Source organism: Pseudomonas paraeruginosa PA7, assembly GCF_000017205.1.
GTDB lineage: Bacteria > Pseudomonadota > Gammaproteobacteria > Pseudomonadales > Pseudomonadaceae > Pseudomonas > Pseudomonas paraeruginosa.
This window is the reverse complement of sequence record NC_009656.1, coordinates 307,643-326,847: the sequence shown is the minus strand read 5'-3', so window position 1 is coordinate 326,847 and position 19,205 is coordinate 307,643. Positions and strand designations below refer to the sequence as shown.

The window sequence follows — 19,205 nt, the reverse complement described above, 5'->3', positions numbered from 1 at the left end:
ACGCACGCGGCGCCATCCACGAGTCCCGGATGGCGCCGCGCGACGCGCGTCTCATTGATACGGGGCGAGCGACCCGCTCCTGCCCGGTCAGACCCGCTCGATGGCCAGCGCCAGGCCCTGGCCGACGCCCACGCACATGGTCGCCAGGCCGCGCCGCCCGCCGCTCTTCTCCAGTTGGTGGAGCGCGGTGAGGACCAGCCGCGCGCCGCTCATCCCCAGCGGGTGACCGAGGGCGATGGCGCCGCCGTTCGGGTTGACCTTCTCGCTGTCGTCGGCCACGCCCAGTTCGCGCAGGCAGGCCAGGCCCTGGCTGGCGAAGGCTTCGTTGAGTTCGATCACGTCGAAGGCGTCGATCGCCAGGTCCAGGCGCCGCAACAGCTTGCGCACCGCCGGCACCGGGCCGATGCCCATGATCCGTGGGGCCACGCCGGCGCTGGCCATGCCCAGCACCCGCGCGCGCGGAGTCAGGCGATGCCTCTCCACCGCTTCGGCGGAGGCCAGGATCAGCGCGGCGGCGCCATCGTTGACCCCGGACGCGTTGCCGGCAGTGACGGTCTTCTCCGGCCCGTTGACCGGTTTGAGCCGGGCCAACGCCTCCAGGCTGGTGTCCGGACGCGGGTGCTCGTCGTGCTCGACCAGGGTATCGCCCTTGCGTCCGCGAATCGTCACCGGGACGATTTCCTCGGCGAAGAAGCCGGCCGCCTGGGCCCGCCCGGCGCGCTGCTGGCTGCGCAGGGCGAAGGCGTCCTGGTCGGCGCGCGACACGCGGTAGTCGTCGGCGACGTTGTCGGCGGTCTGCGGCATCGGGTCGATGCCGTACTGCTCCTTCATCAGCGGGTTGACGAAGCGCCAGCCGATGGTGGTGTCCTCGATCTTCTGCCCGCGGCCGAAGGCGCTATCGGCCTTGCCCATCACGTAGGGCGCGCGCGACATCGACTCGACGCCGCCGGCGATGGCCAGCTCCATCTCGCCGCTGGCGATGGCGCGGAACGCCGTGCCGATGGCGTCCATTCCCGAAGCGCAGAGGCGGTTGAGAGTGACCCCGGGCACGCTTTCCGGCAGCCCGGCCAGCAACAGCGCCATGCGCGCCACGTTGCGGTTGTCCTCGCCGGCCTGGTTGGCGCAGCCGAGGAACACCTCGTCCAGCGCCGACCAGTCGACACCCGGGTTGCGCTCGACCAGGGCCTTCAGCGGCACCGCCGCGAGGTCGTCGGCGCGCACCGCGGCGAGACTGCCGCCGAAGCGACCGATAGGCGTGCGCACGGCATCGCAGATGAATACCTCGCGGCTCATTCGTCGCTCCCCTTCTGACCATGGGCGGCCGCGGTGCGCGCTTCGAGATCGCGCAGGGCGGTCAGTTCGACCTCGTTCGGCGCCGGCGTCTCGGCGACCCGCTCGGCGAAGCGGATCGCCCAGCCGGTGGCCTCGACCACCTGCTCGCGGGTCACGCCCGGATGCAGGGAGGTGACCACGAATTCGTTGCTGCCGGCTTCCGGCTCCATGATGCACAGGTCGGTGATGATCGCCACCGGGCCCTTGCCCGGCAGGCCCAGGCGCTGGCGCGAGTCGCCGCCCTCGCCATGGCCGACCGAGGTGACGAAGGCCAGCTTGTCGACGAAGGTGCGGTGCGACTGCTTGAGGATGATCAGCACTTCCCTGGCGCTGCCGGCGATTTCCGGCGCGCCGCCGGCGCCCGGCAGGCGTACCTTGGGCTGGCGGTAGTCGCCGATCACGGTGGTGTTGATGTTGCCGAAGCGGTCGACCTGGGCCGCGCCGAGGAAGCCGACGTCGATCCGCCCGCCCTGCAGCCAGTAGCGGAAGATCTCGCCGGTGGGGACCACGGTGTCGGCGGTCTCGGCCAGTTCGCCGTCACCGATGGACAGCGGCAGGACGCTGGGCTTGGCGCCGATCGGGCCGGACTCGTAGATCAGCACGACGTCCGGCGAGGACGTCAGGCGCGCCAGGTTGGCGGCCTTCGACGGCAGGCCGATGCCGACGAAGCACACCGCGCCGTTGTGCAGGCGGCGGGCGGCGGCCACGGTCATCATCTCGTTGGTGCTGTAGCTGCTCATCGCTTGCCCTCCGCGAGCTTGGCCTGGAAGGCACCGAAGTCCTCGGTGCCGCGGATGTAGTCGTCGATCCACGCGGTGAAGGCGTCGCGGTCGCGGGCGATCGGGTCCCAGTCCTGGTAGAAGCGATTGTCGCGTTCGTAGTAGCCATGGGCGTAGGACGGATGCGCGCCGCCGGGTACCAGGCACACGGCGCTGAGCGCCCAGCTCGGCAGGACGCAGGCGTTCATCGGGGCGTCCAGCTCGTCGACGATTTCCTCGACGGTGACGATGCAGCGCCGCGCCGCCAGGGCCGCTTCCTTCTGCACGCCGAGGATGCCCCAGAGCAGCACGTTGCCCTTGCGGTCGGCCTTCTGCGCGTGGATCACGCTGACGTCCGGGCGCACCGAGGGCACCGCCGCCAGCACTTCGCCGGTGAACGGGCAGGTGACGCTGCGGATCAGCGGGTTGACCTTCGGCAGGTCGGAGCCGGCGTAGGCGCGCAGCACCGCGAAGGGCAGCCCGGAGGCGCCGGCGACATAGGCGTTGGCGAGGTCGGCGTGGCTGTGTTCCTCGATCTCCAGCGGTTGCGGCCAGCCCTTCTCCACCGCGTCGCGCAGGCGATGCAGCGAGCCGACGCCGGGGTTGCCGCCCCAGGAGAACACCAGCTTCCTCGCGCAGCCGGCGCCGATCAGCAGGTCGTAGACCAGGTCGGGGGTCATGCGGATCAGCGTCAGGTCCTTCTTGCCCTGGCGGATCAGCTCGTGGCCGGCGGCGGTCGGAATGAGGTGAGTGAAGCCTTCGAGGGCGACGCTGTCGCCATCGTGGACGAAGCGTTGCACCGCTTCGCGCAGGGAGAGGATTTCAGCCATCGGTCGGGTCTCGTCTTGTTGTGCGCTGCCTGGACGGCACGTGACGAAGACCTTACGCCGGGGTCCGAGGGCTCACAATCCGATAATCGATTAACAGTTCGATAATCGAACATAACGTTAGCAAGCAACCGACCCCTCGGCGCGCCCCTCCGGGCTCCTGGCTGCCCGCTACGCTGCAATGGGCCTGTCCTGCGCCGGAGAGCCTCGGGCAGGCGACGAGCCCACGCCTCATTCCTCGCTGTGGATCACCACCAGCAGCTCCGCCTGGGTCTCCCCCAGCGAGCGGATGCGGTGCGGCTTCTGCGCGTTGAAATGCAGGGCGTCGCCGCGCTCGAGGATGATCCGCTGGTTCATGAAGTCGACCTCCACCTGTCCTTCGTGGACGAAGATGAACTCCTCGCCCAGGTGTTCCTTGAACGTCGAGTGGCTGAAGTCGCGCGGAGGGTGGACGATGAACGGCAGCAGCGCGCGGGCGCCGATCTGTTGCGCCAGGGAGGCATAGGCCGGGCCGTCGTCGCCGCTGGAAAGCGACTTGCGCTGGTCGCGGCGGACGATGCTGTAGCCGTCGAGGCCGTCGTTTTCCTCGCAGAACAGCTCTTCCACCTGGACGTTCAGCGCTTTCGCCAGCTTCAGCGCGGCGGCGATGGACGGCGTGTTCAGGCCGCGCTCGACCTTGGACAGGTAGCTCTTGGTCAGGCCGGTCTTCTCGGCCAGGGTCTCCAGCGTCACCCCGAGTTTTTTTCTCAGCAATTTCAAGCGCATGGACATTGCGGACAGCCTTCTCCCGATGGCAGTAAAACTTTTTCTTGCCAATGACACTTTGTGTCATATAACTTGATCCGTGTCATTTACAGCCGGGCCGTTGCGTGGCGCGCAACCGCCCGGCGTTTCCTCCGACCCGCTCCGTCAAAGGAACCTCGCATGGCTACGACACTGGAACTTCCCAAGGATCAACTGATCCAGCACGCGCTGAAGCAGATGAAATCCAGCCTCGGCGATAATACGTGGACTGACCGGCAAAAGCTGGCCCTGACCTGCCGGATTCTCTTCGAGGCCGGCCACGACTCGGGGCTCGCCGGGCAGATCACCTCGCGTGGCCCGGAGACGGGCACCTACTATACCCAGCAGCTGGGCCTGGGCTTCGACGAGATCAGCGCCGGCAACCTGCTGCTGGTGGACGAAGACCTCAACGTATTGCACGGCCACGGCATGGCCAACCCGGCCAACCGCTTCCACAGCTGGGTCTACCGCGCCCGCCCGGACGTCAACTGCATCATCCACACCCATCCGCTGCACATCGCCGCGCTGTCGACCCTGGAAGTGCCGCTACAGGTCTCGCACATGGACCTCTGCCCGCTGTACGACGACTGTGCCTTCCTCAAGGACTGGCCGGGCGTGCCGGTAGGCAACGAAGAAGGCGAGATCATCTCCGCCGCCCTCGGCGACAAGCGCGCCATCCTGCTCTCCCACCACGGCCTGCTGGCCACCGGCGCGAGCATCGAGGAAGCCTGCGTGATCGCGGTGCTGCTCGAACGCGCGGCAAAGATGCAACTGCTGGCGATGGCCGCCGGAGAGATCAAGCCGATCCCGCCGACCCTGGCGCGCGAGGCCCACGACTGGATCTCCACCCCGAAGCGCCACGGCGCCGCGTTCAACTACTACGCCCGGCGCTGCCTGCCGCGCAACAGCGACTGCCTGAGCTGAACGACCTTTCCCACCAGGTCCGACCTGGCATTTCCCACTCAATGTCACGGGTACAACCAATGTCCGCACCGATCCACGGCATCATCGGCTACACCATCACCCCCTTCGCCGCCGACGGCGCTCTCGACCTGCCGGCGCTCGGCCGCTCCATCGAGCGCCTGATCAATGGCGGCGTGCATGCCATCGCCCCGCTCGGCAGTACCGGCGAAGGCGCCTACCTGAGCGACCCGGAATGGGACGAGGTGGTCGACTTCACCCTGAAGACCGTCGCCCACCGCGTGCCGACCATCGTCAGCGTCTCCGACCTGACCACCGCCAAGACCGTGCGCCGCGCGCAGTTCGCCGAGTCCCTCGGCGCCGAGGCGGTGATGGTCCTGCCGATTTCCTACTGGAAGCTCAACGAGGCCGAGGTGTTCCAGCACTATCGCGCGGTGGGCGAGGCCATCGGCGTGCCGGTGATGCTCTACAACAACCCGGGCACCAGCGGCATCGACATGTCGGTGGAGCTGATCCTGCGCATCGTCCGCGAAGTGGACAACGTGACCATGGTCAAGGAGAGCACCGGCGACATCCAGCGCATGCACAAGCTGCGCCTGCTCGGCGAAGGCCGGGTGCCCTTCTACAACGGTTGCAACCCGCTGGCGCTGGAGGCCTTCGTGGCCGGCGCGAAAGGCTGGTGCACCGCCGCGCCGAACCTGATCCCGACGCTCAACGGCCAGCTCTACCAGGCGGTCCTGGATGGCGACCTGGAACGGGCCCGGGCGTTGTTCTACCGGCAGCTACCGCTGCTCGACTTCATTCTCCGCCGGGGCCTGCCGACCACCATCAAGGCCGGCCTGGCTCTCTCCGGCCTGGAGGTGGGGGCGCCGCGCCTTCCGGTGCAGGCGCTGGATACCGAGGGCTGTCGGTATCTGCAGGGGTTGTTGGAAGAGCTGCGCTGATCACCCCGTCAGCGCTTTGACCGACGGGCCCGGACGACTTGGGGCCCGTCGTTTTTTTTGCGCCATCCCCACCCGGTTCAGCGCGCCGCCCAGGCGTTGAAGCGCTGTTCCAGTTCCTCGCCGTGATCCACCCAGAACCCGGCGTCCACCGCCCGCGCGCCTTCGAGGTTGGCCGGCGCGGTCGGCAGCGCTTCCTGCACCGTCTCCGGCAGCAACGCCAGGGTGCCCTTGTGTACCGGCCCGTAGGGGATCTGCTCGGAGAACACCTTCTGCGTCTGCGGCTGGCTGGCGAAGGCGATGAATTTCTCCGCCAGCGCCTTGTTCGGCGTGCCCTTCACCACTGCCCAGTACTCCGGGTCGTAAAGGCTGCCCGGCCAGACGATGGCCAGTTTCACGCCTTCCTTCTGCGCGGCGGCGATGCGCCCGTTGTAGGCGGCGCTCATCACCACGTCGCCGGCGGCCAGCCACTGCGGCGGCTGCGCGCCGGCCTCCCACCACTGGATGTTCGGCTTGAGCTGGTCGAGCTTGGCGAAGGCGCGGCTGACCCCCTCCGGGGTGGCGAGCACCTTGTAGATATCCTCCGCCTTCACCCCGTCGGCCAGCAGCGCCACTTCCAGGGTGTACTTGGCGCCCTTGCGCAGGCCACGCTTGCCGGGGAACTCGCGGACGTTCCAGAAATCCGCCCAGGACTGCGGCGCGCGGGCCAGCTTCGTCGAGTCGTAGGCCAGCACCATCGACCAGACGTAGGTGGCCACCCCGCACTCGCTGAAAGTGCCGGGGACGAACTGCGCGGGATCGCCGAAGCGCGCCGGGTCGAGGCGTTCGAAAAGCCCCTCGTCGCAGCCGCGGAGCAGTTCGGGACTCTCCACCTCGACCACGTCCCAGCTGACCTTGCCGACGTCGACCATGGCCTTCACCTTGGCCATCTCGCCGTTGTATTCGCCGGCCACCACCCGCCCGCCGCCGCTTCGCTCGAAGGGTTTGAAATAGGCCTGCTCCTGGGCGGCCTTGGTCGCGCCGCCGAAGGAGATCACCGTCAGGCTCTGGCCCTGCGCCTGGACCGCCGCGGCGAACGCCAGGCCGAACAGGGACAACCGGGAAAACACGTGTGCGCACTGGTGCAAGGACTTGTACATGGAACACTCCCACAGCCGATTGGCATTGTTGTGATGTTGCTGAGGCAGTTGCCGGCCAGAGGCCGAAACGGTTCCGCGCGCGGGCGCCAGGCGCCGCGTCGTCGTTATGGGGGGACGCTCCGTGTCGCAGGCGACCCGGCCGAGGCCGGGCCGCCGGGGCGCGTCAAAGCACGCCGATCTCACGCGCGGTGCGATCCACCGCGATACGGGTCTTGTCGATCAGTTCGTCGATCTCGGCACGCCCGGCCACCAGCGCCGGGGCCATGATCATGCGGCCGAGGGTGGAGCGGATGATCACGCCCTCCTCGAAGCCGATGGTGCGGCAGCGCCAGGCCAGCTCGTTCTCGTTGGCGAAGCGCCTGCGGGTCGCCTTGTCCTCGGCGAACTGCAGCGCGGCGACGAAGCCGGCGCCCTGGACCTCGCCGACCAGCGGATGCGCGCCGAACACCTCGCGCAGGCAGCCCTGCAGGTAGGGCCCGGTCTCGTCCCGGACCCGCGTGACCACGCCCTCGTCGCGCAGCGCCTTGAGGTTGGCGATGGCCACCGCGGCCGCCACCGGGTGGCCGGAGTAGGTCAGGCCGTGGGCGAACACCCCGCCCTGCTCCACCAGCACCTCGGCGATGCGCTTGCCGAGCACCAGGCCGCCCATGGGGATGTAACCGGAGGTCAGGCCCTTGGCGATGGACAGGGTATCCGGCTGGAAGCCGAAGTGTTCGTGGGCGAACCATTCGCCGGTGCGGCCGAAGCCGCCGATCACCTCGTCGGCGCACAGCAGCACGTCGTACTGCCGGCAGATGCGCTGGATCTCCGGCCAGTAGCTCTCCGGCGGGAAGATCATGCCGCCGGCGCCCTGGAAGGGTTCGGCGACGAAGGCGGCGACGTTCTCCGCGCCCAGTTCGAGGATCTTCTCCTCCAGTTGCAGCGCCGCGCGGCGGCCGAACTCGGCCGGGCTCAGCTCGCCGCCGTTGGCGTACCAGTAGGGTTCGTCGACATGGGCGAAATCCGGCAGCATGCCACCCATCTCGTGCATGAACTTCATCCCGCCGAGCGCGGTGCTGCCCAGGGTCGAGCCGTGGTAGCCGTTCCAGCGGCCGATCATGATCTTCTTCTGCGGCTTGCCGAGGATCTGCCAGTAGCGCCGCACGGTACGGATCAGCACCTCGTTGGCCTCGGAGCCGGAGTTGGTGTAGATCGCGTGGCTGTAGTGGTCCGGCAGCAGGCTGAAGAGCAGCTCGGAAAGCTCCACCACCGCCGGGTGGGTGGTGTGGAAGAACATGTTGTAGTAGGGCAATTGTTCCAGCTGGCGGCTGGCGGCGGCGGCGAGGTCCTGGCGGCCGTAGCCGAGGTTGGTGCACCAGAGGCCGGACATGCCGTCCAGGTAGCGCTTGCCATCGTTGTCCCAGAGCTGCAGGCCGTTGCCGCGGACCATCACCCGCGGGCCTTCGCGGTTCAGCGCCTTCTGGTCGAGGAAGGCGTGGATGTGGTGCGCGGCGTCCAGTTGCTGGTAGTCGCGGGTGTCGCGCTGCGGGTTGAGCTGAGCGGTCATCGTCTGTGTTCTCCTTGTTCCCTTGGCGCGTCAGGCCGAAGGGGATTGCAGGGGATCGAGGGCGACGGACTTGCCCTGGGCAGTCTCACCGGCCGTCTCGAGCGGTTCGGGTACGAAGAGGGGCTTGCGCATCACGCCCTTGATCCACACCACCGCCACCAGCGAGACCACGCCCAGCACCACGCCGGCGCTGGCGAAGATCCGTCCGGTCATTTCCGGGGTCGGCGAGACGTGGACCACCGCGTAGATCATCCCGGCGATGCCGAACAGCTGCGGCAGCGGGTAGAACGGCGTGCGGAACGGACGGGCGATGTGCGGGTAGCGCCGGCGCAGGGCCAGCACGTCGACGTGGGCGATGATGTAGGCCAGCAGCCAGGCCAGCGCGGCGGCGAGCAGCAGCAGGTTGATCGAGTCCGGGTCCTGGCCGAGGATCAGGATCGGCAGGCCGGTGATCGCGGCGACGAACAGCACCGCCACCCAGGGCGTGCGCGCCCGCCGGCTGAGCTGCCTGAACTGCGGGAAGGCCTGGCCGTTCTGCGCCATCCCGTAGAGCATCCGCGGGATCGCCGCCAGCGACGAGTTCAGGGTACTGCAAGTGGCGGTGATCGCGGCGATCACCAGGAACAGCTGGCCGTACTCGCCGAACACGCGGTTGGCGAAGAGGAAGTGCGGCAGCGGGTCGCCGGCCAGTTCCGCCTGCGGGATGCACAGCAGCGCGCCGAAGCAGTAGAGGGCGATGGTCAGGAAGATGATGCTCAGGCCGAGGATCATCGAGCGCGGGATGTTGCGCTCCGGGCGCCGCGTCTCCTCCACCAGCGGGCAGACGAACTCGGCGCCGACGAAGCCCCACACGGCCATCGCGGTGAGCGCCAGGGCGCTGACCCCGAGCGGGTTCCAGCCGCTCGCCAGGGCGGTCTGCGCGGAGGCGTGCTCGCTGCTCACCGCGCCCAGGCCGAGCACCAGCAGGACGATCATCATCAGCAGCGCCAGGGCGCTCTGCAGGCGTGCGAAGATGTCGATGCCGAGCAGGTTGAGCAGGGTGAACAGGCCGAGCACGCCGTAGGCCACCAGCATCGGCGGCAACGCGCCGGGGTAGACCTTGCCGATGATCAGGTCGAGCAGCAGCAGTTCCGCCGAGAGGGCGAACATCGCCACCACCACGTAACCGGAAAAGGTCGCCAGGATCGCCGGGAAATGCCCGATGGCCACCTCGGTGTAGCTGCTCAGGCCACCGGCGCGGGGAATCATCAGGGCCAGTTCGGAAAAGGAAAAGGCGTAGCTCAGCGCCAGCAGGTAGGCCACTCCCAGCGGCACGATGAAGCCCGGCCCGGCCGTCCCGGCGCCTTGCAGCATCAGCACCATCACGCCCTGGGAAACCACCAGGCCGATGGCCACCGCCAGCAGCGGCCCCAGCCCGAGCACGCGGCGCAGGGCCGGTTCACGCACGTTCGGCGTGTCGTTCATTCGATCGTCCTCTTGTTGTCGTTATCGGCATCGAGTCGTGTCGTGTCCGTCGCGTCTTCAGCGCAACTGGAACCAGGTCGTCTTCAACTGGGTGTACTTGTCGAAGGAATGCAGCGACAGGTCGCGACCGAAGCCGGACTGCTTGCCGCCACCGAAAGGCACCGCGACGTCCAGCGCGTCCACGGTATTCACCGACACCGTTCCGGCATTCAAGCGCCGCGCCACCCGGTGCGCACGGTGCAGGTCGTCGCTCCACAGCGAGGCGGCGAGGCCGTAGCGGCTGTCGTTGGCCAGGCGTATGGCCTCGTCCTCGGAATCGAAGGCGCTGATCGCCAGCACCGGACCGAAGATTTCCTCGCGGGCCAGCTGCATGTCCGGGCGTACGCCGCCGAACAGGGTCGGTTCGATGAAGTTGTCCGAACCGTTGATCGTCAACCGGCGGCCACCGCCGAGCAGGGTCGCGCCCTCGCCTTGCGCCCGCTCGATGGCGGCGAGGATCCCGGCGGTCTGCCGGCGGTCGACGATGGCGCCGGCGCGGCTGGCCGGGTCCAGCGGATCGCCCGGCTGCCAGTCGCGGGCCTTGGCCAGCAGGCGCTCGACGAACTCGTCGTGGATCGAACGCTCCACCAGCAAGCGCGAGTTCGCCGAACAGACCTCGCCCTGGTTGAAGAAGATGCCGAAGGCGGCCTTCTCCGCCGCCAGGTCGAGATCGCGGCAATCGGCGAACACCAGGTTCGGACTCTTGCCGCCGCACTCCAGCCAGACCTGCTTGAGGTTGGATTGCGCGGAATACTGCATGAAGTACTTGCCGACCTCGGTGGAGCCGGTGAACACCAGAGCGTCCACCTCCGGGTGCAGGCCGAGGGCCTTGCCGGCCTGCTCGCCGAGGCCAGGCACCACGTTCAGCACGCCTTCCGGCACCCCCGCCTCCAGGGCCAGCTCGGCCAGGCGCAGGGCGGAGAACGGCGACTGCTCGGCCGGCTTGAGCACCACCGAGTTGCCGGCGGCCAGGGCCGGGGCGAGCTTCCAGGCGGCCATGTCGAGCGGGAAGTTCCACGGCACCACTGCGCCGATCACCCCCAGCGGCACGCGGGTAATGGTGGCCAGGGCCTCCCGGGCGGTCGGCGCGACCTGGTCGTAGAGCTTGTCGAGGCTTTCCGCATACCAGGCGAAGACGTGGGCGGCGCCGGGCACATCGATGTTCCAGGCGTCCATCACCGGCTTGCCCATGTTCAGCGAATCGAGCAGCGCCAGCTCTTCGCGATGGGCCAGCATCAGCTCGGCCAGGCGCAGCAGCACGCGCTTGCGCTCGACCGGGGCGAGACGCGCCCAGGGGCCTTCGTCGAAGGCGCGGCGGGCGGCGGCCACTGCCGCATCGACGTCGGTCGCGTCGCAGGCCGCGACCCGCGCCAGCAGGCGATTGCTCGCCGGATCGATGGCGTCGAAGGTAGCGCCGCTGGCGGCCGGACGCTGGCGGCCGCCGATCAGGGCCTGGTCGATGAAGCGCTGTGTCGCGGCGCGCCGTTGCCAATCGCTGAGTTCGAACACCCCACCTTCTCCTTGTCATCTCGCCGGTCTGCGCCGGTCGTTGTTGTGCACGCATGGCCCGGACCGCCGGGTGGCGGACCGCTGTCCATGGGGTCGATGGGGAAGGATGGTCGCGCAAGCCGCTGCGAAGGAAAATTATTAAAAATGTCCTCGGGACATAAGAAAAAGCTGGCCAGGCGTGCCCCGGCAAAGTGCGTCGTGCTGGGTTATCGTGCAGGCGGGCAATTGTCTTCGCGGCCAGCGCCGCGACGCTCGGCAGCGGCCTGCAACTTGCTTGCAGCGCGGCGAACACAACAATCGAGGCGCGCACGCCCGGCCCGGGGAGGATGATGCGCCGATGAGGTCTTGCAGTGGCGTCCTATACCTTGCGGCAACTCAAGTATTTCGTGACCACCGTGGAATGCGGCAGCGTGGCCGAGGCCTCGCGCAAGCTGTACATCGCCCAGCCGTCGATCTCCACGGCGGTGAAGGGGCTGGAGGAAAGCTTTGGCGTGCAGCTGTTCATCCGCCACCACGCCCAGGGCGTGTCGCTGACCCCCGCCGGCGCGCGCTTCTACCGCAAGGCCCAGGAACTGCTGCGGATGGCCCACGAGTTCGAGCAGAACGCCCTGGCCGACAACGACGTGATCGCCGGGCAGATCGACATCGGCTGTTTCGAGACGGTCGCCCCGCTCTACCTGCCGGGCCTGATCGCCGGCTTCCGCCAGGCCTATCCGGGGGTGGAGATCCGCATCCGCGACGGCGAGCAGCAGGAGCTGGTGCAGGGCCTCACTTCGGGGCGCTTCGACCTGGCCTTTCTCTACGAGCACGACCTCGACTCGACCATCGAGACCGAGCCGTTGATGCCGCCGCAACGACCCCACGCGCTGCTCCCCGAAGGCCACCGCTTCGCCGGCCAGGCGCAGGTATCGCTGCGCGACCTGTGCCTGGAGCCGATGATCCTGCTCGACGTGCAGCCCAGCCGTACCTACTTCGTCAGTCTGTTCGAGGAGCTCGGCCTGACGCCGAACATCGCCTTCAGCTCGCCGTCGATCGAGATGGTCCGCGGCATGGTCGGCCAGGGCTTCGGCTTCTCCCTGCTGGTCACCCGCCCGCATTCGGAATGCACCTACGACGGCAAGAAGGTAGTCATGGTCGACCTCGCCGAACCGGTGTCCACCTCCGGGCTCGCCGCCGCCTGGCTGAAACGCGCGCAACTGACCAAGCCGGCACGATTGTTCGTCGACTACTGCCGGGAGCAGCTGGGCAAGCTCGCCGTGCGCCGGTACTGACCCTCAGCTTTCCGACATTCCAAGAGGAATTTTCTTCCTGACAAAGACGAATCCGATGACTGTGGCAAAAAGCCTCCGTTGCTAGGGTGGCCGACGCTCCGGACCACCCCGGTTCGGCAGTCCGGCAGCGCCCAGGGATCGATGGATAGTCGGGCCTGCCGCCTCATCGATGAATCATCATGGAGAGTCAGATGAAGAAGTACCTGTTGCCCGCCTTCCTGTTCGCCGCCGCCTCGCTCACCGGCTGCACCAGCTACAACATCAGCCAGCCGTCCGCACCGGTGGACGGCCTGGTGAAGACCGACCTGAAGGCCGACGTAGCCGTCGGCGCCCCGATCAGCGGCCAGTCCTCGGTCAATATCCTGTTCGGCTTCATCAGGTTCGGCGGCGACAGCCAGTTCGCCGACGGCGTGACCTACGGTGGCGGCGAATCGGGCCTCGGCCTGGGCTTCGACCCGATCTCCTCGACCAAGGCCGCCGCCGCCTTCAAGGCGGTGAAGAGCGCCGATGCCGACCTGATCGTGGCGCCGCGCTACGAGGTCGCGGTGAACGACTACTTCGTGTTCAAGAAGGTCGACGTCAAGGTCACCGGCAGCAAGGGCACCATCCAGTCGATCCGCTGACACCCCTTCCGCCTGGCGGGCCTCCGCCCGCCAGCATCCGTTTCAACCCGTTAGTGCAAGTCCGCCCACCAGTGGCGTTTTCCGGCCGTCATGCTCCGCCACGCTCTAGGACATGACGGTCCTTTTTACCGCTCCCGCACCGCCTCAGGCACAATCCCCCGACGCCACCGGCCAGGGGAACGCGGATGCTGATCGACGAAGAAATCACCCTCAAGAAGCTGGAGACCTTCCTCGCCTTCATGCGCACCGGCAACCTGGCGCGCGCGGCGGTGGAGCTGGGCACCAGCAACGTCAGCGTGCACCGTGCCATCCACTCGCTGGAAAGCGCCCTGCGCTGCCCGCTTTTCAAGCACGAGGGGCGCAACCTGACTCCGCTGGAAAGCGCCTACGTGCTCGAGGAACGCGCGCAAAAGCTGGTCCAGGAAGTGCTCGACACGGTGCGTCTGACCCGCGAGGCGGCCGGCTTCTCCGCCGAGCGCTTCAAGCTCGGCGCACTCTACTCGCTGACGGTGAAGACCGTGCCGCAGCTGATCATGGGCCTCAAGCTGCGGCGCAGCGCACTGAACATCGACCTGATCCTCGGCTCCAACGTCGACCTGTTCTACCAACTGAAGAACATGGAACTGGACGCGATCCTGGTATCGCTCAACGACAGCGTCAGCGACCCCGACTGCGAATGCCTGCCGCTGTTCTCCGATGACATCTACCTCGCCGTGCCCGTCGACTCACCCTACGCCGGGCTCGCCGAGATCGATCTCAGCACCCTGCGCGACGCGCCCTTCGTCACCCTCACCCAGGGCTTCGCCACCCACCAGGACGGCACCCGGGTGTTCCGCCAGGCCGGCTTCGAACCGCAGATCGCGATGCAGGTGAACGATATCTTCACCCTGCTCAGCATGGTCAGCTCCGGGGTCGGCTACGCGCTGCTGCCCAAGCGCATCGAGGCGGTCTACGAGAACCGTGTGCGGCTGATCCCGCTGCAGCCGCGCTATCGCCTGCAACAGCACATCGGCGTGGTGTTCCTCAAGGCCAAGGAGCGCGACCCGAACCTGCTGGCGCTGCTCGCGGAATGCCGGATGCATAGCCTGCGGCTGGAACAGGAGGCGACGGGCTGAGGAGACGCAACGCAGCCGCCGACGATGCACCGCGGGGCGAATGGAGGTCCATGCCAGACCGTCTTGGCGCTGGCCGTTGCCCTCTCCCCGAAGGGAGAGGGCGAGGGTCCTCATCCCACCAGGCCGCGCACGCTGAAATACAGCAGCGACGGCCCCAGCAGGCAGCCGATGGCGGTATAGAACGCCGCCGTCAGGCAGCCGTAGGGCACCAGCTTCGGATCGGTGGCGGCGAGGCCGCCGGCGACGCCGCTGGAAGTACCCATCAGACCGCCGAAGATCACCGCCGTGCGCGGGTTGTTCAGGCCGATGTAGGGGGCGATGAAGGGAGTCAGGACCATCACCAGGATCGCCTTCACCAGCCCGGCGGCGATGCTCAGGGCCATCACCTCGGAGCTGGCGCCCAGCGCCGCGCCGGTCACCGGACCGACGATGTAGGTGACCGCGCCAGCGCCAATGGTGGTCAGGCTGACCGCATCGGTGTAGCCGAAAGCCATGGCTACGCCGACCCCGGCGACGAACGACGAGCCGACCCCGAGGAACAGCGAGGCCACCCCGGAAACCCCGGCCCGGCGCAGCTCCTCGACATTCACGCCGAAGGCCGTGGCGACGATGGCGAAGTCGCGCAGCATGGCGCCGCCCAGCAGGCCGATGCCGGACATCAGCGGCACGTCCACCAGTCCTTTCTGGCCTCCCGTGGCGAGGCCGCCAACGTAGGACAGCAGCAGGCCGAGGAAAATGGCGATGGCCGAGCCGTGCAGGCGCCCCCGGGTGAGCCGCGCCGACAACCAGTAGGACAACGCCATGGTCACGCCGATGATGGCGAAGCCGCTGATCAGGCCGTAGCCGTTGATGACTTTGTTCAGGGACTCGATCATGGCGCTCACCCCTGCGCACTGGTGTGCGGCTTCAGGGGAGGGACGCCCTCAGGCTTTCCCCGGCCGACGCGATCGAGCAGTGGCACCAGGGCAAAGGCCACGGCCACCGCGGCGATCCCGGCGAGAATCGCCGCCGGCCCGCCACTCAGCGCACCGATCACGTTCTGCTGGGCGGCCATGGCGACCACGATGGGAATGTAGATGGCGCTCCAGAACTCCACACCCTGCTCGGTCTTCGCCGACAGCAGGCCGCGCTTGCCCAGGTAGCTGCCGACGAAGATCAGCAGGAGCATGGCGATGCCGACGCCACCGACGTTGGCCGGCACGCCGAGCAGCACGCCAAGGACCTCGCCGATGAACAGCCCGGCGAGGGTACACAGGGACAGCAGTGCGACACCGTAGATAATCATTGTTGTTGTCCTCCGGTTGCGTATCGATATTGTTGTTTTTCTGCCTCGCACGAGCCTATCGGGTTCGCCTCTCCTCCTCGCGCAACAGCGCGTCCAGGGTATCCGGGTGGGTGCCCTCGAAGGCCGGCGTAGCGCAACCGAACAGCGGCCGCGCCAGCCCGCTGAGGACCCGTCCCGGCGGCAGTTCCAGGTGCAGGCGGGCGCCGCGTTCGTAGGCGCTGCGCAGCGTCGCCAGCCACTCGACGCGACGCGCCATGTTGCCGGCGAGGTCATCGGCCAGCGCAGCCGGATCGCCGACCAGGCGCGCCCGGCTGCCGCTCAGGTAGGGTACGCGCGGGCGGCGCAGGCGGATGCCGGCGAAAGCTTCGGCCAGGCGCGCGGCCGGTTCGTCGAGCAGCGGGCAGTGCGACGGCACGCTTACCGCCAGGCGCTTCGCCGCGCTGGCGCCGGCGTCGCGGGCGCGTTCGGCGAGGGCGGCCAGCGCCGCGTCGCTGCCGGCCACCACCAGTTGCCGCTCGCCGTTGACGTTGGCCAGGTAGAGCGACGGATGCGCGCGGCGCACGGCCTGGATCAGCGCTTCCAGTTGCGCCTGGTCGAGGCCGAGGATGGCGCTCATCCCGTAGCCCTGCGGCCAGGCCGCCTGCATCAGCTCGCCGCGCAGGGCGACCAGCCGCAGCGCGTCGTCGAAATCCAGCGCGCCGGCCGCCACCGCCGCCGCATAGGCGCCGATGGACAGGCCGGCGACCAGGCCCGGTCGATGGCCACGCTGTTCCAGCAGGCGGCTGGCGGCGACCCCGGCGATCAGCAGGCACAGCTGCACCGCGCGGGTGCCGCGCAGGGCCTCGGCGCTGTCCAGCTCGGCGGGCGCCTGGCCGAGGCAATCCGCCGCCTGCGCCAGGCAGTCGCGCACGACCGGTTCGTCGGGCAGCGCCGCAAGCATGCCGGGACGCTGCGCGCCCTGACCGGGATAGGCGAACAGCGTGCTCATGCCCCGATCTCCGCGACCCGCCAGGGATCTTCCAGCAACACTGGCGCCTCGACGCCTTTCGCCAGCACCCGGGGCCGTCCCTCGGCCCATTCGCGCAGGGCCACGCCGCCCGCCGGAGTCTGCAATTGCAGGTCGATCCGGCAGGGACAATGCTCGAAGCATCGCAGCAGGCGCAGCGCGTCATCGCGCGGGAACGGGCGCGGGGTGCGCAGCAGCAGGTCGAGGTCGCTGTCCGGATGCAGCACGGCGACCCCGCTGGCCAGCTCGAAACCGGCGCCGCCGATCACACCCCAGGCCAACCCCAGCGCGTTCAGCGGCGCGCGCAACTGGCGCAGGGCGCGCCAGGCCGGCAGGTCGCGCGACAACGGCGGTTCGCGCTGGCACAGCGCTTCCGGACGCAGGCGCCGGGTGATCGCCACCAACGGCATCCAGCCGGCCCAGCGCTGCTCCCGCGCCGGGCCGCGCACGCCGATGGCCACCGTCGCCGGATCTCCCGGCGCGCGCCGCACCACCACCGGCCAGCCGGCCGCCAGGACCTCGCGGGCCCAGGGCGGTGCGTCGTCGGCCAGGTGCTCCGGGGCCATGCCCAGGAGCAGGTCGTGGGGCTCCGGCGCAGACGCCTCGCGCATAGGGACAGGAGCGAGCCGTCGCCGGCTGGAGCCCCGCTGTGAGCTGTTCGCGATGACCACGGCTCGCTCCTGAACTCACCACTGCTCGCGCAGCAACCGGCGCACGCGCGCCGACGCCTCGCGATTGGCCGCGCCGAGGCGGCCACCCAGGTCGCGCGGGCCGGCGAGGATGTCGAGCAGCGCCGCGCCCAGGCATTCGCGTACCCGCGCCAGATCGTTCGTCGTAGGCGCTTCGATGGCCTCTACCTCCAGGGTCTTCCAGAGCAGCCCGAGCGAGGCGTAGCTGTCGATGTCGTAGGCCATCGGCGGCACCTGCGCCGCCAGCGCCTCCAGTTCCTCGACGCTGCGCAGGGTGATCCGCGCGGCGGCGGCCTTGCCCATGGCGTGGACCATCACCCCCGGATCGCGCAGTGCGATCAGGCGATTGGCCTGGTAGCCATGGGCGAGGAACGCGCCGGACATCGCCTTGCCCACCAGCAGGCCGATCAGCGGATGCCCGGCGAGCCGGGCGCGGGCGTAGGCGTCCACCGCCCCGGCCAGCGCCTGGTGGATACCCAGGGCCTCCTCGCGGCGGCCGTAGGCCTGGCTCGGCACGTCGACGATGGCCAGCAGCGCACGCTTGCGCGGCGCCTCGCGGTCGGCCTCCAGCGCCTCGTCGACGGCGGCGGCCAGGCCCCAGCCCTCGAGCAGCCCGACCTCGCCCTGGCGGGCGCGCGGGAAGGGGTTGCCGGCGTCCGGCACGACTGCCAGGACCCGCGCCGGGTAGCCGTCCAGCTCGAGGTCGGCGACGCGCAGCGAGGCGGGATCGCCGGCGCGCGGCGGGAGGTTTCCGGCCAGCGCCTGGAACCAGGCCTGACCACGGGATGCGGAAGGCTGGCTCATGCGACGTCTCCTTGGCTCAGTCCACGGTAAAGCCGGCGCACATCGGCGGCATCCGGCTGTCCGGCGGTGTCGAGGTCGTCCAGCCGCCGCAGGTAGTCCCCGGCGCGGCGGCAACGCGGCCGGGCCGGCAGGCCCTTGGCGAAGTGCGCGAGCACCGAGGCGCGTATCTCGTCGAGGTCGTCGGCCAGGTAGGCGTCGGCGAGACCGCTGGCGAAGCGCTGTTCGCCGCCGGTGAGGCTCCAGATGAACGGCCGGTCGCGCGAGTCGTATTCAGCGATGCCGGCCTCCTGTTCGATCACCTGCGGACCGTTCAATCCGAGGCGCGCCTCGCGGGTCACCAGCACATGGCTGCACAGCCCGGCGGCGATGGACATGCCGCCGAAGCAGCCGACCGGCCCGGCGATCACCGCCACCACCGGCTGGTAGCGCTGCAGGTCGACGATGGCCGCCTGGATCTCGGCGATCGCCGCCAGGCCGAGGTTGGCTTCCTGCAGGCGCACGCCGCCGGTTTCCAGCAACAACAGGGCGCGGGTCGGCACGCCGTTGCGATTGTCCTCGGCGGCCAGTTCCAGCGCGCCGGCGATCTTCGCCCCGCTGACCTCGCCAAGGCTGCCGCCCTGGAAGGCGCCCTCGATGGCGGCGAGCACCGCCGGCTGGCCGTCGAGCAGGCCGCGGGCGATCACCACGCCGTCGTCGGCCTGGGGCACGATGCCCTGGCGTTCCAGCCAGGGCGATTGCACACCGGCGAAGGGATCGAGCAACTCGCGGAAGCTGCCCGCGTCGAGCAGGGCGCGGGCGCGCTGGCGGGCGCCCAGCTCGGTGAAGCTGCGCAGCGCCAGCAGGCGGGCGACGTCAGTCATGGCCGGCCTCCTCCAGCGCCTGCTCCAGGCGCAGGCGGACCACCCCGGGGGTGGCGCCGAAATCGTGGATGCGGATCGCCGCGGCCGGCGCCGTGGCCGCCGCGAAGACCCGCGCGAAGAGTTGCTGCCAGCGCGGACCGCTGCCGTTCACCGAGGTCACCACCTCGATGCTCAGCGCGCCGCCGGCGGCCGGTTCGAGCAGCACTTCCAGGTCGCCGGAACCGACGCAGCCGGCCAGGGCGCGGCCGCGCGCCGGAGCGCCGGCGGGAAATTCGAAGGTCAGGGTTTCCATC

At 69.0% G+C, this 19,205-nt stretch carries 20 protein-coding genes; 5 read left to right on the top strand and 15 right to left on the bottom strand.

Features of this window, described 5'->3' with window-relative positions; translation table 11 throughout:
* Window positions 1-87: 87 nt before the first annotated feature.
* From pcaF to erfA, 4 genes are all read right to left on the bottom strand, one after another.
* Window positions 88-1,293 (bottom strand): 3-oxoadipyl-CoA thiolase, encoded by a 1,206-nt coding sequence (pcaF, locus tag PSPA7_RS01475; protein ID WP_012073867.1) that lies wholly within the window; start codon window positions 1,291-1,293, stop codon window positions 88-90.
* Window positions 1,290-2,072, bottom strand: a complete 783-nt coding sequence (locus tag PSPA7_RS01470) for a CoA-transferase subunit beta (RefSeq protein WP_003156144.1) — start codon at window positions 2,070-2,072, stop codon at window positions 1,290-1,292. Before PSPA7_RS01470 ends, pcaF begins: the two co-directional genes overlap by 4 nt.
* Window positions 2,069-2,920: a CoA transferase subunit A gene (locus PSPA7_RS01465; RefSeq protein ID WP_003156146.1), complete on the bottom strand. Its 852-nt coding sequence runs from the start codon at window positions 2,918-2,920 to the stop codon at window positions 2,069-2,071. Before PSPA7_RS01465 ends, PSPA7_RS01470 begins: the two co-directional genes overlap by 4 nt.
* 228 nt (window positions 2,921-3,148) lie before the next feature.
* Window positions 3,149-3,688: a transcriptional regulator ErfA gene (gene erfA, locus PSPA7_RS01460; protein ID WP_003156148.1), complete on the bottom strand. Its 540-nt coding sequence runs from the start codon at window positions 3,686-3,688 to the stop codon at window positions 3,149-3,151.
* A gap of 153 nt (window positions 3,689-3,841) precedes the next feature.
* Between erfA and PSPA7_RS01455 the strand changes: the two genes are divergently transcribed.
* Both PSPA7_RS01455 and PSPA7_RS01450 read left to right on the top strand, forming a co-directional pair.
* A complete protein-coding gene (locus PSPA7_RS01455) occupies window positions 3,842-4,624 on the top strand; it encodes an aldolase (RefSeq protein ID WP_012073866.1) in 783 nt (260 codons plus the stop codon).
* 59 nt (window positions 4,625-4,683) lie between these two features.
* Window positions 4,684-5,565, top strand: a complete 882-nt coding sequence (locus tag PSPA7_RS01450; protein WP_012073865.1) for a dihydrodipicolinate synthase family protein — start codon at window positions 4,684-4,686, stop codon at window positions 5,563-5,565.
* 77 nt (window positions 5,566-5,642) lie between these two features.
* Here PSPA7_RS01450 and PSPA7_RS01445 read toward each other — a convergent pair whose 3' ends face one another.
* The 4 genes from PSPA7_RS01445 to PSPA7_RS01430 form a co-directional block, all read right to left on the bottom strand.
* Window positions 5,643-6,701, bottom strand: coding sequence for a gamma-aminobutyric acid-binding protein (locus PSPA7_RS01445; protein ID WP_012073864.1), 1,059 nt, complete (start codon window positions 6,699-6,701; stop codon window positions 5,643-5,645).
* A gap of 163 nt (window positions 6,702-6,864) precedes the next feature.
* Entirely contained in the window at window positions 6,865-8,247 is a 1,383-nt protein-coding gene (locus PSPA7_RS01440; protein WP_012073863.1) for an aspartate aminotransferase family protein, read from the bottom strand.
* Between the two features lie 30 nt (window positions 8,248-8,277).
* Window positions 8,278-9,711 (bottom strand): APC family permease, encoded by a 1,434-nt coding sequence (locus PSPA7_RS01435; RefSeq protein ID WP_012073862.1) that lies wholly within the window; start codon window positions 9,709-9,711, stop codon window positions 8,278-8,280.
* Between the two features lie 57 nt (window positions 9,712-9,768).
* A complete protein-coding gene (locus tag PSPA7_RS01430) occupies window positions 9,769-11,259 on the bottom strand; it encodes an aldehyde dehydrogenase (RefSeq protein WP_012073861.1) in 1,491 nt (496 codons plus the stop codon).
* Window positions 11,260-11,609: 350 nt separating this feature from the next.
* Here PSPA7_RS01430 and PSPA7_RS01425 point away from each other — a divergent pair, with 350 nt between their 5' ends.
* The 3 genes from PSPA7_RS01425 to PSPA7_RS01415 all read left to right on the top strand — a co-directional run bounded on the left by PSPA7_RS01425 (window position 11,610) and on the right by PSPA7_RS01415 (window position 14,268).
* Entirely contained in the window at window positions 11,610-12,530 is a 921-nt protein-coding gene (locus tag PSPA7_RS01425) for a LysR substrate-binding domain-containing protein (protein WP_012073859.1), read from the top strand.
* A gap of 191 nt (window positions 12,531-12,721) precedes the next feature.
* Window positions 12,722-13,153, top strand: a complete 432-nt coding sequence (locus tag PSPA7_RS01420) for a hypothetical protein (RefSeq protein ID WP_003156935.1) — start codon at window positions 12,722-12,724, stop codon at window positions 13,151-13,153.
* A gap of 185 nt (window positions 13,154-13,338) precedes the next feature.
* A complete protein-coding gene (locus PSPA7_RS01415; RefSeq protein ID WP_012073858.1) occupies window positions 13,339-14,268 on the top strand; it encodes a LysR family transcriptional regulator in 930 nt (309 codons plus the stop codon).
* A 110-nt stretch (window positions 14,269-14,378) separates the two neighbouring features.
* Here the strand turns inward: PSPA7_RS01415 and madM are convergent, their stop codons facing one another.
* Genes madM through PSPA7_RS01380 form a run of 7 tightly spaced genes read right to left on the bottom strand, consistent with a single transcriptional unit; the run spans window position 14,379 to window position 19,204 of the window.
* Window positions 14,379-15,143, bottom strand: a complete 765-nt coding sequence (madM, locus tag PSPA7_RS01410) for a malonate transporter subunit MadM (protein WP_003156934.1) — start codon at window positions 15,141-15,143, stop codon at window positions 14,379-14,381.
* A gap of 5 nt (window positions 15,144-15,148) precedes the next feature.
* Window positions 15,149-15,553, bottom strand: a complete 405-nt coding sequence (gene madL / locus PSPA7_RS01405) for a malonate transporter subunit MadL (RefSeq protein ID WP_012073857.1) — start codon at window positions 15,551-15,553, stop codon at window positions 15,149-15,151.
* A 55-nt stretch (window positions 15,554-15,608) separates the two neighbouring features.
* Window positions 15,609-16,541 (bottom strand): malonate decarboxylase subunit epsilon, encoded by a 933-nt coding sequence (mdcH, locus tag PSPA7_RS01400; protein ID WP_012073856.1) that lies wholly within the window; start codon window positions 16,539-16,541, stop codon window positions 15,609-15,611.
* The gene (locus PSPA7_RS01395; protein WP_012073855.1) at window positions 16,538-17,230 is read right to left on the bottom strand and encodes a malonate decarboxylase holo-ACP synthase; all 693 of its coding nucleotides are present in this window, start codon (window positions 17,228-17,230) and stop codon (window positions 16,538-16,540) included. The genes mdcH and PSPA7_RS01395 overlap by 4 nt, the downstream gene beginning before the upstream one ends.
* Before the next feature lie 15 nt (window positions 17,231-17,245).
* Complete coding sequence (gene mdcE / locus PSPA7_RS01390; RefSeq protein ID WP_012073854.1) at window positions 17,246-18,052, bottom strand: biotin-independent malonate decarboxylase subunit gamma; 807 nt, start codon at window positions 18,050-18,052, stop codon at window positions 17,246-17,248.
* Entirely contained in the window at window positions 18,049-18,912 is an 864-nt protein-coding gene (locus PSPA7_RS01385; protein ID WP_012073853.1) for a biotin-independent malonate decarboxylase subunit beta, read from the bottom strand. The genes mdcE and PSPA7_RS01385 overlap by 4 nt, the downstream gene beginning before the upstream one ends.
* Complete coding sequence (locus tag PSPA7_RS01380; protein WP_012073852.1) at window positions 18,905-19,204, bottom strand: malonate decarboxylase subunit delta; 300 nt, start codon at window positions 19,202-19,204, stop codon at window positions 18,905-18,907. Before PSPA7_RS01380 ends, PSPA7_RS01385 begins: the two co-directional genes overlap by 8 nt.
* Between the last annotated feature and the right edge of the window lies 1 nt (window position 19,205).